The 17062-nt window shown below is 34.1% G+C and carries 16 protein-coding genes and 1 riboswitch; of the genes, 10 read left to right on the top strand and 6 right to left on the bottom strand.

Annotation, left to right across the window (positions count from 1 at the left end; all coding sequences use genetic code 11):
- Positions 1-151: 151 nt before the first annotated feature.
- Both ACXY7N_RS04005 and ACXY7N_RS04000 read right to left on the bottom strand, forming a co-directional pair.
- Positions 152-604: a VOC family protein gene (locus ACXY7N_RS04005; RefSeq protein WP_000184018.1), complete on the bottom strand. Its 453-nt coding sequence runs from the start codon at positions 602-604 to the stop codon at positions 152-154.
- Positions 605-1012: 408 nt separating this feature from the next.
- Positions 1013-2242, bottom strand: coding sequence for an aspartate kinase (locus ACXY7N_RS04000; protein ID WP_088083585.1), 1230 nt, complete (start codon positions 2240-2242; stop codon positions 1013-1015).
- A gap of 202 nt (positions 2243-2444) precedes the next feature.
- A riboswitch (Lysine riboswitch) is annotated at positions 2445-2631 on the bottom strand.
- 192 nt (positions 2632-2823) lie between these two features.
- Between ACXY7N_RS04000 and ACXY7N_RS03995 the strand changes: the two genes are divergently transcribed.
- The 3 genes from ACXY7N_RS03995 to ACXY7N_RS03985 are packed head-to-tail and all read left to right on the top strand — an operon-like array spanning position 2824 to position 5978.
- Positions 2824-3732 (top strand): DoxX-like family protein, encoded by a 909-nt coding sequence (locus tag ACXY7N_RS03995; RefSeq protein WP_016088430.1) that lies wholly within the window; start codon positions 2824-2826, stop codon positions 3730-3732.
- Between the two features lie 3 nt (positions 3733-3735).
- Positions 3736-4347 carry a DUF4166 domain-containing protein gene (locus ACXY7N_RS03990; RefSeq protein ID WP_016088429.1) on the top strand — a complete coding sequence of 204 codons (612 nt, stop codon included), beginning with the start codon at positions 3736-3738 and terminating at the stop codon, positions 4345-4347.
- A gap of 5 nt (positions 4348-4352) precedes the next feature.
- A complete protein-coding gene (locus ACXY7N_RS03985) occupies positions 4353-5978 on the top strand; it encodes a YndJ family protein (protein WP_016088428.1) in 1626 nt (541 codons plus the stop codon).
- 28 nt (positions 5979-6006) lie between these two features.
- On the opposite strand, the gene ACXY7N_RS03980 is transcribed toward ACXY7N_RS03985, so the two are convergent.
- Positions 6007-6492 carry an 8-oxo-dGTP diphosphatase gene (locus ACXY7N_RS03980; protein WP_016088427.1) on the bottom strand — a complete coding sequence of 162 codons (486 nt, stop codon included), beginning with the start codon at positions 6490-6492 and terminating at the stop codon, positions 6007-6009.
- Between the two features lie 137 nt (positions 6493-6629).
- Between ACXY7N_RS03980 and ACXY7N_RS03975 the strand changes: the two genes are divergently transcribed.
- Both ACXY7N_RS03975 and ACXY7N_RS03970 read left to right on the top strand, forming a co-directional pair.
- Positions 6630-7892: an MFS transporter gene (locus tag ACXY7N_RS03975; RefSeq protein WP_088083586.1), complete on the top strand. Its 1263-nt coding sequence runs from the start codon at positions 6630-6632 to the stop codon at positions 7890-7892.
- A 28-nt stretch (positions 7893-7920) separates the two neighbouring features.
- Positions 7921-8199: a hypothetical protein gene (locus tag ACXY7N_RS03970; RefSeq protein WP_016134127.1), complete on the top strand. Its 279-nt coding sequence runs from the start codon at positions 7921-7923 to the stop codon at positions 8197-8199.
- 19 nt (positions 8200-8218) lie between these two features.
- Here ACXY7N_RS03970 and ACXY7N_RS03965 read toward each other — a convergent pair whose 3' ends face one another.
- The 3 genes from ACXY7N_RS03965 to ACXY7N_RS03955 form a co-directional block, all read right to left on the bottom strand.
- The gene (locus ACXY7N_RS03965; protein WP_016134128.1) at positions 8219-8683 is read right to left on the bottom strand and encodes a hypothetical protein; all 465 of its coding nucleotides are present in this window, start codon (positions 8681-8683) and stop codon (positions 8219-8221) included.
- Between the two features lie 619 nt (positions 8684-9302).
- Positions 9303-10406 (bottom strand): ABC transporter ATP-binding protein, encoded by a 1104-nt coding sequence (locus tag ACXY7N_RS03960; protein ID WP_016134129.1) that lies wholly within the window; start codon positions 10404-10406, stop codon positions 9303-9305.
- Positions 10407-10508: 102 nt separating this feature from the next.
- Positions 10509-11372 carry a PucR family transcriptional regulator gene (locus ACXY7N_RS03955; protein ID WP_016134130.1) on the bottom strand — a complete coding sequence of 288 codons (864 nt, stop codon included), beginning with the start codon at positions 11370-11372 and terminating at the stop codon, positions 10509-10511.
- A gap of 434 nt (positions 11373-11806) precedes the next feature.
- On the opposite strand from ACXY7N_RS03955, the gene ACXY7N_RS03950 reads away from it, so the two are divergent.
- From ACXY7N_RS03950 to ACXY7N_RS03930, 5 genes are all read left to right on the top strand, one after another.
- Positions 11807-13057: an ABC transporter substrate-binding protein gene (locus ACXY7N_RS03950; protein WP_000758669.1), complete on the top strand. Its 1251-nt coding sequence runs from the start codon at positions 11807-11809 to the stop codon at positions 13055-13057.
- A 53-nt stretch (positions 13058-13110) separates the two neighbouring features.
- Positions 13111-14055 carry a carbohydrate ABC transporter permease gene (locus tag ACXY7N_RS03945; protein ID WP_000389888.1) on the top strand — a complete coding sequence of 315 codons (945 nt, stop codon included), beginning with the start codon at positions 13111-13113 and terminating at the stop codon, positions 14053-14055.
- A complete protein-coding gene (locus tag ACXY7N_RS03940) occupies positions 14048-14881 on the top strand; it encodes a carbohydrate ABC transporter permease (protein ID WP_033659821.1) in 834 nt (277 codons plus the stop codon). The genes ACXY7N_RS03945 and ACXY7N_RS03940 overlap by 8 nt, the downstream gene beginning before the upstream one ends.
- 26 nt (positions 14882-14907) lie before the next feature.
- Positions 14908-16173, top strand: a complete 1266-nt coding sequence (locus ACXY7N_RS03935) for a Gfo/Idh/MocA family protein (RefSeq protein WP_488592292.1) — start codon at positions 14908-14910, stop codon at positions 16171-16173.
- 164 nt (positions 16174-16337) lie between these two features.
- Positions 16338-17057, top strand: a complete 720-nt coding sequence (locus ACXY7N_RS03930) for a GntR family transcriptional regulator (RefSeq protein ID WP_000560687.1) — start codon at positions 16338-16340, stop codon at positions 17055-17057.
- Positions 17058-17062 lie beyond the last annotated feature (5 nt).

The raw sequence follows: 17062 nt of genomic DNA, 5'->3' as shown, positions 1-17062 counted from the left end.
TTAAAAAGTTCAAACAAGCATAACCCCGTTCTAAAGCTAGGACGGGGTTAAAAATCTAAGTTTTATTCAACAATAGTGCTCTTTTTATTGAATAAGAATTTTCTTCAAATATTTTCACTTCAGTAAAGGTTTTTTATAAAACATCACCTACTTATTTGTTACCGAGTTCTTCCGCTAAACCGATTAAAATTCCTTCGGTTCCACGAATGTAGCAGAGTCGATACGAGTTCTCATACTGAACTACTTCGCCAACGAGCTCTGCACCATGCTTAGTAAGTCTGGATACCATTTCATCAATGTCTTCAACGGTGAACATGACGCGCAGATAACCGAGGGCGTTTACAGGAGCTGCCCGGTGATCTGCTATAGTAGGTGGGGTGAGAAATCGCGAAAGTTCAATTCGGCTGTGACCATCTGGCGTAACCATCATAGCAATCTCTACGCACTGGGAACCGAGTCCTGTTACGCGACCAGCCCATTCACCTTCAACAGTAGCTCGCCCTTCGAGATTCAAGCCAATCTCCTCGAAGAAAGAGATTGCGTTATCAAGGGATTCTACAACGATGCTGACATTGTCCATTCGTAGTAATCTGTTGTTTGTCATAGTCTTTATCTCCTTATATGTATAAATTTATTATCTAATTATCCTTATAATTATACTAAAATCTCTTCTAAACAAAAAACACCTTGTCACAGTGTAGGAAAATGTGACAAAGTGTTTTCGGGTATAGTATATAACACCTTGTTAACGAACAACACTTCCTAAATCCTCTACTATTGAAATATGCGCGAACTTTATTTCGTGAATGCTATCATTTCAAGAATTTGATAATGTAGTTGCTATTCGATAAAATAACTTCGAGTTTCCCACAAAATATTCCTATCCTGTACGCAAATGGCTCGATTGTTGTAAATAACTTTCTTGTCACTCTATACAAAGCAAACAGCTTTCTATTTATATAGGAAGGAAATAGATTAATATGGGTTTGTAAGCTGTAATCCAAATGTAAAATTAACTCATCTGAACCAAAGGCTCAACTTTCGCCATAAATGATTGATGCAGTGCCTCCACACCTGTTACTAAATGAAGGCGGTCAATAACGACAGACACTTTAATTTCTGATGTACTTACCATTTTAATATGAATATTTTCTTCTTTTAAAGTAGTGAACATATTCGCAGCGACACCTGGGTTAGATACCATACCTGATCCTACAATTGATACTTTTGCTAAATGATTTTCATATTCTACAGATTCATAGTGTAGTGTTTCTTGATTTTGTTCCAATACCTCTAAAGTTTCTCTTAAATCATTAGAGTGGATTGAGAAGGAGAGGTGAACAGTTCCTTCATTTGTAATACTTTGAATGATGATATCTACATTAATATGTGCCGCTGCTAATGTAGAGAAAACTGTTGAAAGTGCACCTTGTTCCAATCCTTTCATTGTGACGCGTGTAATATTATCTTCAAATGCAATACCTTTAACGATTGATTGTTGTTCCATGTTACATTCTCCTTTTACAATTGTTCCGTTTTCTTGTTCCATACTTGAGCGAACTTCTAAAACGACATTATGATTTTTAGCAAACTCAACCGCACGCGGGTGTAATACACCAGCACCGAGGTTTGCAAGTTCTAACATTTCGTCATAAGAAATTTCATCTAATTTATAAGCGTCTTTTACAACTCGTGGGTCCGTCGTGTATACGCCTGTCACATCCGTGTAAATATCACATTTTTTTGCTTTCAGTGCAGCGGTTAATGCAACAGCAGTTGTATCAGAGCCACCGCGTCCAAGTGTTGTAATTTCATATTCTTCACTGACTCCTTGGAACCCAGCTATAATAACAATCGTGCCTTCAGCAAGATAAGATTGAATACGATCTGTATGAATGTCAGTAATCCGTGCATTACTATGTACAGATTCTGTCGTAATACCAGCTTGCCATCCTGTTAATGAAATTGCATGATAGCCTTTTGCTTGCAGTGCCATCGTTAATAATGAAATAGTTACTTGTTCTCCTGTAGATAGAAGCATATCCATTTCACGTTTACTTGGATTTTCTGTAATAGCGTTAGCGAGTGCGACAAGTTCATCCGTGCTTTTTCCCATTGCTGAAACGACAGAGACAATGCTATGACCTCGTTCATATTCTTCAATAATCAAATTTGCTACATGTTGAATGCGTTCGACGCTTCCGACAGAAGTGCCACCAAATTTTTGAACAATTGTTTCCATTACAAATTCCTTCTTTCGTCTATTTTTAAGAATAGATTAGGAAATATATAAATCCCAATACTCCTGTAGTTACCAGAAAGACAAACAAAAAACACCATCTCAAATAAGTGAGGATGGTGCTGTTACAGGAAAAGGGAAACAGAAAACGGAGCTAATAAAAAAACCGCCAAAAAAGGAATATCATAAAAAATGATATCTCTTTTTTGTAGATAGCTCTTCATACGTACACGTCTGTACATATGACAGTTCTGTTTCTATTCGAAAACAGCCCCAATTGATAAATGCAGAGAAATTTATCAATTTCGGCAATACTTCCTTTCATCTAAGTTCATAGACATCTCTGTGTCTCCATTAGACTACTCATAAGTATCGCAACCTCTATCTCACGTTTTAGGCGAGAGTGTTTGATTTATGAAGTTGTTGGTAACATTTGTTTTATAATAATTTAAATTTTTCGGGGAATCAAGTGTTTTATATATATTTTAAAAATTCTTTCTTTTTTATGGGGAAGTTTGTGAAAAATGTAGCAAAATAAATTCATTGCATGTACATTAAATTTATAGTGCATTGGAGGTGGAAGAATGAAGAGGGAAAAGCCTATTTATGTTTCGGCAGAAATGAACACAACAATGGAGAAATTATGGGAATATACGCAGGAACCAGATATACATACAGAGTGGGATGCCCGCTTTACTGAAATTTCTTATTTAGAGAAAAAAGAAGGAGAACCACAGAAGTTTTTATATAAAACAAAGATCGGATTTGGACTTGAAATAGCTGGAGAAGGGGAATCAATAGGTGAGATAAGAAAAGAAACGGGTGAAAGAATTTCTTCTTTAAAATTTTGGACAGATAGTAAATTATCTCTTATTCAAATAGGGCGTGGTTATTGGAAGTATACACCGACCGAAGAACACATTCATTTTGAGACGCAATATGATTATGATACGAGGTTTGGTCGTATAGGGAGTGTAATAGATTCCTATATGTTTCGTCCGTTATTAGGTTGGGCGACAGCTTGGAGTTTTGATGCTTTAAAATTATGGTTAGAAAAGGGACTTCATCCTAGATTACTAATTAGAAAAACAATGACATATTGGCTCGTATGTTTTTTATTTGCTTTTGTATGGATGTATCAAGGGATAGTGCCGAAACTAGTTTTTACTCATTCAGAAGAAGTAAAGATGCTATCTGTGATGATTGGTTCAACTGAACATAGTATTTTTGTACTTAAAATAATTGGATTGCTAGAAATTATTTTTGGTGTCATATGGCTGTTGCCATTTCCAAAACAAAAAGTATTTATCGTACATATTTTTATGTTAATAGCCTTAATGATAGCGGCAGGATTTACGAATATCGTAAGCTTTACAGAGCCGTTTAATCCAATTACATTAAATATCCTACTGATAGGGTTATCGATTGTTGGTTATATAAATAGTTTTAATTTACCAAGTGCAAAAAATTGCAAGAGGACGAGAAAGGGATAATGTATGGCTAATATTTATGAGAGATTACTAGGAGATACTTATAAAAAACTTCATCCAGAATTACAGAAGCGGTATGCGATTACAGAAGATAATAGTTTCACAGGGGAAGGAAAGATGGATGAAATTTATGGAGGCTCTTTTTTCGTAAAATTAATATTAAAAATTGCATCGAAATTCCGTATGTTTTTCTCTGAGCGGGGGAAGGAAGTGCCATTTACAATACATAATACTGCTGAGCGAGATGAACATGGACATGAACTTGTGCGGTGGAATCGTACTTTTTATTTTCACAATAAGAAAAGATATTTTAATGCCGTTATGCAGTTGGATGAAGAGAATAATGAAATTGTGGATTGTTTTGGTGAACCGCACATACTTGTTTCTACATTGAATTTTCATATTGATGAGGTGGGGGCAATGCATATTTCTTCAAAGAAACAATGGTTTTTTATGTTTGGAAGAAAAATACCGTTACCTAGATTTTTATACGGAGAGGCAAAAATTGTAGAAAGTTATGATGAAACACTACAATGTTTTCGAATTCATGTACAAGTACGTAATCCGTTAATCGGTTCATTATTTTCATATAAGGGAACATTTGTGGAAAGGAAATAAATAGAATGAAAAATATAATAGTTGGGCTTGCTTGTTATATTATTTTTCTAATATGTGAGTGGTCAAATGTAAACCCAGTTGAAGCAATTATTTTATTATCTATTTTGTTATTTATACCGATGTCATTTTGCATTATTGATAAGAAAACAAGAAATGGATCGTATGTATTCTTTTATAAATTTGTATCGCTTTTATTTCCAATCGCAGCAATTAGTGCAATGCTAGCTTTCGTAACAAATCACTATTTCTTTGCACTACTTTGGTTTGTATATACAGGAATTGTTGCGTTATTTGGTGCAAGTAGATTGCTAGAAAGAGGATGGAAACCGTTAGAAGAGACGGCTATCGATAGTGCGTTTATGTATTTGTTTTTAGGTGGTTTTTGGTTTTTTGCTTCAGTAGCAAAGCTTTCCATTATGGACTTTAGTTCTGATATTGTTTTGCTTACCGCTGCACATTTTCATTATTCGGCATTTTTATTGCCGTTATCAGCTGGTTTAATTGGGAGAAAAAGAGAAAAGAGAAGTAAAGTGTATGATGCTATTATGTTTATCATCGTCATTTCACCTATGACAGTTGCAATAGGAATTACATACTCAAGGGTATTTGAATTTTTTGCAGTGTTCCTATATTTATGTGCGATTTATAGTTATGGTATTTATGTTTGGCGCACGAAATTTAATGCTATTAGTGCAAAGATTCTCCTAATCATATCGTCTAGTACACTCATGGTAACAATTATGTTTTCACTTATATATTCGTATGGGAATTTGACACATGTAATGACGATTACAATTGCTCAAATGGTTTGGATTCACGGTGTTGTCAATGGAATTGGAGTAGCGTTACCAGCATTTGTCGGTTGGATGATTGAAAAGAATGCTCCGAATTATAAATATTACGGGAAACCAATGAGCAGGTTAAGAGGAAATGCGACAGTTGGGGAAGCGTTTTTATATAACAGACATTTAATAGATAGCAAGGAATACAAAGGTTTAGTTGATAAAATGAATGATTTTCATAGTGAGGTATTTGACACGAAGAAGATTCCTTTAAGTATTATTCGATTTTATGAAAATACAAAAGAGTATGAGTTAAAATCGCATATTAAATGGAATCGTTGGTTCCGCCCGCTTGCATTTTGCTATGAGAAAATGAGTAAACGTATCGAACAAATACATTTAGGAATGGGCGGCAAGTGGGAAACGATGCATGGCTCTATCGTTGGGATAATAGATGAGAAGGATGGAAGAGAGGATGTAAGGGCTTGGCTAAGAAAAAATGAAGCAGGAGAATCTATTTTTTTAGCTCTTTACTCAAAACATACACATGAGAATGAGACATACATGAATATCGGATTACCTTTACCATATTCGAATATGACAGGGGTTTTGAAATTATGTAATAAGAGTAATGATTTAATCATTACTAGTAAGCTGAGAAGAAATGGTAAGGGAGATGAGGGGATATATTTACATACGCGTTTCTTTACAATACGTTTACCGTTAGCAGAGACTTTTGTTATTAAAGAGGGCACGAATCACATATTAGAAGCTAATCATAGAATGTGGATATTTGGAGTTAAGTTTTTAGAAATTGATTATGAGATTAAGAAAATAGAAGGGAAGTAAGAAAAGCTTGGAGAGATTCCAAGCTTTTTTACGTATGCGTAATTGTCATAGCAACTTGTTTATCCAAGTCTCGGTCCCAAACACGTTGAATTTCAAACGTACCTTTTTCAAAAAATAATGGGAATCTTTCTTTAAACCAATCTTGCATAGGAAGATTTAATGCTGTATCGATTGGTACCCATAATAATTCGCCCTCTGGAGGGTCCATAAGAAGTTCGCCTTCAAATGAATCTGTCCAATAGTTGAATACCATATATCGAACATTTCCCTTCGGATTTACATATTCGTCTAATCCCTTGAAAGTCAAATTAGAAACGTGCAGTCCAGTCTCCTCTTTAGCTTCTCGTATAGCAGCTTGTAATATGCTTTCTGGGAAATCTACTTTTCCGCCAGGAGCTATGTAGCCAGGAAAATCTCGATGATCGGGGCGTTTTATAAGTAAAACTTCATTATTTCGCTGGATCATACACATTGTATAGATGCGGTGCTCGATGTTATGTGAATTTAGAGGCATAATATTGTATTCTCCTTTATATTTATTTTGATAAATTTACCATAACATAATGGTTTCTTATATAATCGAAAAAGAATATTAGAAATTTTTAGTTAAATATTATAAAGTCTATAATCATTTGAAAAGAGGAGAGAGAAATGCAAGGGGAAGTACAAAGAGAAAAAGCTTTGGGGTATGTTGGTAAATTATTGTTGCCAGTTAAAGCGTCACGACATTTTAAGTTTTTGTGGATTGGGCAATTACTTTCGACTTTAGGGAGTTCTATAACGATGGTTATTTTGCCAGTCGTTGTGTATTCATTGACTGGTTCAACAGTTGTAATGGGGATGACAATGGCAATGTACATGCTACCTAATATTCTTGCTTTACCGTTTGCGGGTTTAGTTGTAGATCGAATTGACCGAGTAAAATTAATGTTATTTACAGACATAATCCGCTGTATATTAATGCTATTACTTGCAACACTTATATTTATGGATGTTTTAACAATTCCATTTCTATACGTACTAGTGGCATTATATGGGCTTATGGAAGGCATATTTCAGCCAGCGTATTCAGCTGTAAGAGCAAAAGTATTTGTGCCAGAAATTCGAAACGCAGCTAATGCATTAACACAAATGAGTAATCAAGGTATTCGATTAATTGGACCGGCTCTTGGAGGATTGATCGTTTCAGTTGCATCTGCCGGAATAGGATTTGGACTAGATGCAGTAACGTATTTGTTATCATTTTTTTGTTTATTATTTTTAAGAGAAATAAAGTTTAAAAAAGTAAGACCCATTGAAAAGAGTAAGGTCAATTACAAACAAGAGTTTATGGAAGGTGTTTTCGTTTTAAAAAGTCATCCGTGGCTATGGGTTACAATTTTAGTCTTTTCTTTCATAAATATTTGTTATGCGGGAATTATCGTCGTATTAATTCCATGGTTATTTAATGTTCATCATCATTTTGAAGCATACGTGTATGGATTAGGAATGGCATCTTCTGGTGTTGGAGCTGTAATTGCCGCGCTAATATTTGGTGGGAGGGAACGGTGGCATAAACGGGGATTACTTGCCTATGGTGGTGTTTTAATAAGTGGTTGTGCGCTTTTAATAATGCCATTTATTGCTTGGGCACCTGCTTTAATTGGATTAATGGCAATTGAAGGGTTCGGTATGATGATATTTGGACTCATTTGGGAAACAAGTTTACAAGAGCTTGTACCAGAAGAAGCATTTGGAAGAGTGGCAAGCCTTGATATGTTAGGTTCATTTGCTTTATTGCCACTAGGTTATGTGGTTGTAGGCTGGTTAGCTACTGTCATAGGTGGCGAGATAACGATTATAACACTAGCTATATTAGTGCTTGTAACAATTGGAGTAGCATTATGTGTACCAAGTATTCGACGATTTGATTGATGATATAAGGGAAAGGAGAATAACTTATATGATTATAGAAAACTTGAACGATATAGTAGCAAAGGAATTGGACAGCCAATACACTTTGCAGGAAAAGATCTTTGAAGCAAAAAATTTCACAGTCTATATTGCTACCCATAGAGAAAATAAGCTAGCAAATAACCAACTAGTATTAATAAAACATTTTTGTAACGAAAAGCCTTCCGTACATATTTGGCATAAGAAAATTAGCACTGATGCAACAAAACTGGATATCACAAAAGAAGTGACAGAAGCAATTCAATCTGGTTTTGTAAATGAAGAGTAAGCCCTAATCAAATTAGGGCTTACTCTTCATTAAATACAAATGTTTGTTTCATTTGTTTCCCTTCATTTACCGGATGACCGTTGTAAGAGAAATTCTTTTCTTCCCAAGTGATGACGACTTTGAAATTGTGGCTGTTAAAATCTAAAGGGAATACGATGTAGTCAAAGCTCGTCTGATTTTTTGAAACGTTGCTATTTAGAAAAGTAGGATTAAAAGTAGCTTTAGAGGTAGGGGTGTTATCAACTATTTCTACAGCTACGTTTGACACATCGTTGCCGATGTTTTTTACGAGTAAGCGATATGTATCGTATACACCTTGTTTTGTCTGCACTGCTTGCTTGTTTGCGTTATGGGATTTATCAATTTCGATATACCACTGTTTTGACTTTGATTCAATTGGTAGTGATTGAAATGTGTATGCACCAGCTTGTATTGGTAGTGCTAAACAGATTAGTGCAAAGAGAGAAAATATTTTTCGTTTCATTTTTAGAGAGCTCCCATTCTGTAACGGATTTATTTATTATTATTTTCTTTTTGTGAAAGGGTATACCATATAATGTAAGAGTTCGTTTTGTGAATATCGGATTAGGAGTCATTATCTTAGTTGTTACGCTTATACTTAGTGTTAGTACAGCTTTTTCCCAACAAGAAAGCCGATCGCCTTTAGGCATAGAATGAAAGGGAAGCTGGATCCGGAATGCTACTAAAAATCGTAAGGTCCGTGGTAATTTAAGTATCCAAAGTATAGGTAGTTTCTTCAGGTTTTTTGTTTAATTTTTCCGAAATAAATGATTATAGAAGAGTGTTTCAAAGTATTGGTTGAAGGGATATGTAACGAGTTTGATATGGTTAGTATCGCAATGTTATGTGATACTAATCGCGTTCATTTGTTTTTAAGTACACGGACAATCACTCCTTAGCCCTGCGAATATAATGAGAAAATAAAATGAGTGACATCAAAATGTTTGAGAGCAGAATGCCCTCATTAGAACGTTAAATAGTATATTCAATATATTTAGGGGATTAGAGGAAAAAGCTGTGTAGAGGCCATACTACACAGCTTTTTTCGTACGTCTGACTTTAGGATAACCAATTAAGCTTGTTTAATTGTTACGTATACGTACTTCTGTTTCACTATCAAAAAAATGTGCTTTTGTTAAACTAAAGGCTACTGAAAGCTTATCGCCAGCTTTCAGTTCTGATCGAGCATTAATTCGTGCGACAAAACTTTGATTTTCAAGTTTTCCATGTATCATAGTCTCAGCACCTAATAATTCAGCAACTTCAATATTAATTTCGACAGTTGAATCGGGAGAAGATTGAAGGACAATTGGTTCATCGTGAATGTCTTCTGGACGAATACCGAGTATAAGTGTTTTTTGGTTGTATCCCTTTTTCTGCAATTTTTTTAATTGTCCTTCTGGTACTTTAAAACGAATGTTTTCTATATGAAAATAGTTATCTTTTAATGTTCCAGTAAAAAAATTCATGGCCGGAGAACCAATGAATCCGCCAACAAAAACATTCTCAGGAGTATCATAGACTTCTTTTGGTGTACCAACTTGTTGGATGATACCATCTTTCATCACAACAAGGCGTGATGCCATTGTCATTGCTTCCGTTTGGTCATGTGTTACATATATAGTAGTTGTGTTTAAACGACGATGAAGCTTAGAAATTTCTGAACGCATACTTACACGTAATTTAGCATCTAAATTGGATAGAGGCTCGTCCATTAAGAATACTTTTGCGTCACGAACGATAGCTCTTCCTAATGCAACACGCTGTCGCTGCCCGCCCGATAATGCTTTTGGTTTTCGCTTTAAATAATCTTCAAGACCTAATATTTTTGCCGCCTCAGTTACGCGATGATTAATTTCATCTTTTGGTAGTTTTCGTAATTTTAAACCAAACGCCATATTATCGTAAACAGACATATGTGGGTATAGTGCATAATTTTGAAATACCATTGCAATGTCACGATCTTTTGGAGCGACATCATTCATAAGTTTACCATCAATATAAAATGAGCCATTAGAAATATCTTCTAAACCTGCAATCATACGTAGAGTAGTTGATTTTCCACAACCAGAAGGACCAACAAATACAATAAATTCTTTATCTTGAATATGTAAATTAAAATCAGAAACAGCAGTTGTTTTATTATCATATAATTTGAAAATATGATCTAATACGAGTTCGGCCATTATACATCACCCCTATTTTTATAATTAACTGAATTATAAGGTTTATTGATTGTAAGGTGAATTGGCAAGTTGCACAAAAAATGTTAATTTTTTTATGCAAAATTACGAGATGTTCAAAGAAAGAAAAGCCAAATAGACAGCCACAGCACCTTCAAATGTTTTTATATTCAATCCTGTTTTTTCAATAAATTTGTCAATTCGATACTGTAAAGTATTTCGGTGTAAATATAATTGTTTTGCCGCAAGTGATACATTTAAATTACATTGGAAGAATACTTTAATACTCTCTATTAGCTCTTTATCATTGAAAACATGTGCTAATAAATGATTTGTATATTTTTCCCTCTTTTCTTTTGGTAATAAGGTCATTAATTGATAAGGAAGGAGTTGTTCAATGTATGTAATTTTCTTTGATAGATAGGGAGAAAGATAAGAAAATAAATTTCGTTCCCATTGATACAAGTGAGAAATTTGATTGGTATGGGTGTAGTGTCTGCCGACAAAAAAGGATAAGGATATAAAAAAATCTGTTTCCAGCGTATCAAGGGCTGTTTGCAATCTATATTCAGATATATTTTCTGTTAAGATGAGGACTCCAGTTTGTGAAGTTTCCCATATTGTAGGATTATCAAAACCAAGTATTGAATGTAAAGCATTATGAAATTCTTCTCGTTCCGTTATAGGATGCGTTGTGAAGAAATGTAAAAAGCGTACAGATGTTATTTGAATATCTTTACTCTGATATAACGCTTCGTACCAATACTTTTCTATTTCTGTTTCATAGCATGTGTCAGTATGGAGGGGAGTTAAGAGGGATGAAAGTAATTGACACTCTTGTTTATGTAAGCGAGATTTACGAATTCCTACTCTATTCCCATCAATCAAAAACCAACTGTACTCTTCAGAAAGTATGGCCTCATTAATTTTTATATCTTTATCGTAATATCTTTTTAATTGTTGAATCATATGAACACTCCTTATCTTTATATTATTTATTAATAACAAATGCTATAGGGATAATGGATTGACATAGTTTGTGATAAAAATTTAAAAAATTCAGAAAATATATTGCGGAGGAAAAAGTGATAGTGTTATACTTCATAACAACTGGTAATGACAACATTATGTCGTGATCGAATTGGTATATGTATAAATAATATATCAATGATAGTTTATTCCTTCAACTGGTAATGACATAAGTCTACTAAAATTGATAGGAAGGGAGAGAAGAGCATTGTTTTTATAAATGAATAAAATTCGTTTGTAAACGCTTTATTTACAAGGTGCTCCAAATCTTTTGTAAAGTTGATTATATTAGTTTAATTTGTTGTCAGTGAGTTACAAGAAACATAAGTAAAGATTTTGTTATATAGATGATTGTTTCTAGAGGAGGAAAAAGGATGAAAAAGTGGTTTATTTTCTTTTTGTCAACATTGCTATTGGCAATAGTAGGATGTTCTAACAGTGGCGAAAAAGTTAACACGTCATCTAAAGATGAAAAAATAGAATTACGGTATGCACTTTGGGATAAGAAACAACTACCAGCAGTGGAGAAAGTGGTTCAACAGTTTAATGAAAAACATCCGAATATTAAAGTGAAAATAGAATTAACAGCGTACGGACAGTACTTTCAGAAGCTTGAAACGGCAGCAACAGGAAATGCATTGCCGGATGTATTTTGGATGAATGGACCAAATGTCGTGAAATACGCTTCGGGAAAAGTATTGATGCCTTTGGATGATAAAGCGAAAAAAGATAATTATAAATTGGAAAATTACCCAAAATCTTTAGTTGATTTATATACAGTAGATAATAAAACTTACGGTATTCCAAAAGATTTTGATACAACGGCACTTTGGTATAACAAAAAATTATTTGATGAAGCTGGAGTAGCATATCCAGATGATTCATGGGATTGGGAGAAAATGAAAGAAGCTGCAAAGCAATTGACGAAAAAGGAAAAAGGTGTTTGGGGATTTGCAGCAGCAATGGGAAATCAAGGTGGTTATTATGATCTCATTTATCAAAATAAAGGGTATGTTCTTTCTAAAGATAAAAAAACAGTAGGATTTAATAAACCACAAGCAATTGAAGCATTTAATTATAACATTAGTTTTATTAAAGAAGGATTATCACCAACATTTGCTCAAATGACAGAGACAACAGCATCTGATTTGTTTTTATCAGGTAAAGTAGCGATGATTTTTGACGGGCCTTGGATGGTACCAGAATATAAGAAAAATCCTGATTTAAATATTGCTGTTATGCCAAAAGGGAAAGAAAGAGCTGTTATGATTCATGGTCTAGCAAATGTCATCTCAGCGAAAACAAAATATCCGGATGCAGCTTGGGAATTTGTGAAATATTTAGGTTCTAAAGAGGCAGCAGATGTGTTTGCAGAAACTGGAACAGTCATTCCTGCTTTTAATGGAACACAAGAAGCGTGGGTTAAATCCGTTCCAAACTTGAATTTACAAGCGTATATCACTGGTCTTGAATACTCTTACCCATTACCGAGTGTGAAAAATACAGGAGCTTTATGGGAGCAAGAAACAAAAGTATTAAAAAGGGTATGGGGAGGAGAATTGAATGTTGAAGAAGCAACAAAAGAATTAACAGAGAAAGCAAATGAAGTTCTTTCTAAAAAATAAGGAGAGGGATCCTCTCCTTGCTTTAAATCAAAAATTATGGGAGGAGTGAAGAGATGGAGGATCTATCAATAAAGGTAGTGGAGCAAAAAAACACACATATACAAAAAAAATATAAAAAGAAAAAGAAATTAGATTATATATGGGCATATGTCATGATTGCCCCAACTATGTTAGGGTTATTCATTTTTTATATGTGGCCAATTGTGCAAAATATTTATTTTAGTTTTACAGCGTGGGATGCGTTTGGTAGTTATGAATGGATTGGACTAGAAAACTATAAAAAGATGTTTACTGATAAAGATTTAGGAAAGGCTTTTCAAAATACATTTATTTATATCGTGCTTACTGTTCCAATCGGTATATTTTTATCCATCATATTAGCGGTGCTATTAAATCAAAACATTAAAGGGAAGTCCCTTTATAGAACATTATATTTTTTACCTGTTATTACAATGCCTGCTGCAATCGCTATGGTATGGAAATGGATCTATAATTCTGACTATGGGTTACTCAATTACATGTTATCATGGTTTGGAATTGATGGTCCTAATTGGCTTACCAACCCTAACATTGCATTATATTCAATTATTATAGTTGCGATTTGGGGGGGGATAGGATATAACATGGTTATTTTTCTATCTGGTCTCCAAAACATCCCTAAAACATACTATGAAGCGGCAATTATGGATGGAGCCCGGCCAATTACAATTTTCTTTAAGATTACATTGCCACTTTTATCGCCAGTTATTTTCTTCGTAACAATTATGTCTTTAATTGGAGCATTTCAAGTATTCGATCTCATCTTTATGATGATTGGTAGAACAAGTAATGTAATTGAAAATACACAATCTATTGTTTATTTATTTTATCAAAATGCCTTTATTTTAAATGAGAAAGGATATTCGGCAGCCATAGCAGTTGTATTATTAATTATTATATTAATCATTACAGCGATTCAAATGATATTACAGAAAAAGTGGGTGCATTATGATGAATAAAAGAGTAGGTGCAGTCAATAAAAATACAATTATGATTCATGCAATACTTATCATAGGTGCCTTATTAACCATTGGTCCTTTTATTTGGATGATATTAACGTCTCTAAAAACTTATACAGAATCTGTTCAAGTTTCACCAGTTATTATCCCATCTCAATTTATGTGGAGTAACTATACGGAAATATTCAACTTATTACCATTTTTTAAATTTATGATGAATACTGTAATTGTTACAATAGCTAGAACGGTCGGGCAGTTGTTTTTATGCTCATTAGCAGCTTATGCTTTTGCTAGAATACAATTTCCAGGTAGAAATGTACTGTTTTTACTAACTCTTTCCGTCCTAATGGTTCCGGCTCAAGTGTTTTTGCTTCCACAATATTTAATTATGGTAAAACTGGATTGGTTGAATACATTACAAGCGGTAATTGTACCTGGGTTATTTAGTGCATTTGGTACCTTTTTATTACGTCAGTTTTTTATGGGCGTTCCAAAGGAACTAGAAGAAGCAGCAAGATTAGATGGTTGCAATCACTTCCAAATTTATTGGTATGTTATGCTGCCTCTTGCGAAACCAGGTTTAATTGCGCTTGGTATATTTACAACACTCTGGTCTTGGAATGAATTGATGTGGCCGATGATTGTAAATAATTCACCAGATATGATGACATTGTCAGTTGGTTTATCTTCACTACAAGGGCAATATGCAACAAACTATCCGGTACTAATGGCGGGATCATTTTTAGCGATTTTACCAATGTTGTTATTGTTTGTTTTTTTACAAAAACAATTTATTGAAGGAATTACAATTACAGGTGGAAAATAAGAATAATAGAATAGGAGAGGATATGAATGATTACAGCGGCATTAATTGGGGCAGGAAGTCGTGGAATGTACGCTTATGCTTCTTACGCGTTAGAACATCCAACAGAGATAACTTTTGTTGCGGTTGCAGAATTGGATAATGCAAAAAGACGGAAATTCTCTGAAATGCATAGCGTTTCGGAAGATATGCAATTTGAAACATGGGAAGAGTTATTAGCGAAAGAAAAGCTTTGTGATGTATTGCTTATTTGTTCGCCCGACCGGTTTCATTATAAACCTGTTATGCAAGCGATTGAGAAGGGATACAAAATTTTATTAGAAAAACCAATGTCACCAAGCCCTACAGAGACATTGGAAATTGCAGAGGCTGCCACGAGATATAACGCATTATTAACAGTATGTCACGTATTAAGGTATGCACCATTTTATAGGACTTTAAAAGAAATTGTTGATCAAAAGAAGATAGGGGACATCGTTTCAATTCAATGGAATGAAAATGTTGGTCATTGGCATCAAGCGCATAGTTTTGTAAGAGGGAATTGGCGTAATAAATCTGAATCAAGTTCAATGATTTTGCAAAAATGTTGTCATGATATGGATTTGCTACAATGGCTTGTGGGTGCAGAGTGTGAAAAGATTTCATCTTTTGGAAGTTTGACTCATTTTAAATCCGAACATGCACCTAAGGGTTCGACGTTACGTTGTACAGATGGTTGTGAAGTTGAAGAAAAATGCCAATATTCTGCTTTAAAATGGTATTTACACGAGAGAGATGAATGGCCAGCGAATGTAGTTTCTATTGATACAAGCATTGAAAATAGACTGGAGGCACTAAAAAAAGGACCTTATGGGCGTTGTGTGTACCATTGTGACAATGATGTTGTAGATCATCAAGTAGTAAATTTGCTATTTGATAATGATGTAACAGTTGCTTTTACAATGTCTGCGTTTACGAAAGAGTGTTGCCGTACGTTTAAAATTATGGGAACACATGGTGAAATTCATGGTCATGATGTATTAAATGAATTGAAGGTCAAATATTTTTCAGGTGAGGTTGAAACGATTTACCCAGAAACAATAGAAGGTGGACATATGGGAGCAGATAATGCAATTATGACTGATTTTATCGAAAAGGTAAAAAACAATAAAACAGAAAGTTTAACGTCTGCAATGATTTCGGCAAATAGTCATTTGATTGCCTTTGCGGCTGAAAGATCAAGAATAACGGGTGAAACAGTAAATCTTAAGCAATATGTGACAGACTTACAAGAATCGATGAATCCAGCAAAATAAGAAGAGCGCATATAAAGGAACAAATTAAATGTACGATTAAAGTAAATTTTAACAGTTGGAATAAGCTTATCTTTCTATGTGAGAAAGTGATGGTAATTCCTATTTTCATTCGATATAATAGCCATAAACTGGTTATAACAACTTTATAGATGAGGGAGTAAAACATGATTGCAAAAGATAATCGAACACCATTATACTACCAATTAATGGATATTATTGTGGAACAAATTGAAACTGGGAATTTACAAGAACATGATAAGCTTCCATCAGAACGCGAGCTATGTGAGATTCATGATGTAAGTAGAACGACAGTAAGACAGACAATGCAAGAACTGGAAAAAGAAGGATATATTTATAAAAAACATGGTAAAGGGAGTTTTGTCTCACCTCGTGTATTTAATCAAAGCCTGGTTCGTTTTTATAGTTTCACAGAAGAAATGAAAAAATTTGGAAAGGTTCCATCATCAACAGTCGTATCATTTTCCATAATTCATTGCGATAAAAAAATATCGAAAATTATGAATCTTAATCATGAAGAAGAGGTATATCAAATTACAAGACTAAGGTTAGCTGATAAAGAACCGATGCTATTTGAAACATCTTATATTCCTGTAAAGTTCTTTCCATATTTAACGAAGAAAGAATTAGAAGAAACACCAATGTACGAGATTTTTCGTACAAAATATCAAGTCCATATCACGCGCGCGGTGGAAAGTTTCAAAGCGATTGCAGCAGAAAAAGAGCATGCAACATGGCTACAAGTTGAAAAGAATGAACCATCTTTATCTCTAGAACGGATTGCATATGCGAAAGAAAATATAATCGAATACACACAGACCATTGCAAGAGGAGATAAATTTACTTACACAGTTGAATTACAATAAGTATG

Source organism: Bacillus sp. 5w2 (assembly GCF_054353775.1).
This window is presented reverse-complemented; position numbering and strand designations above follow the sequence as displayed.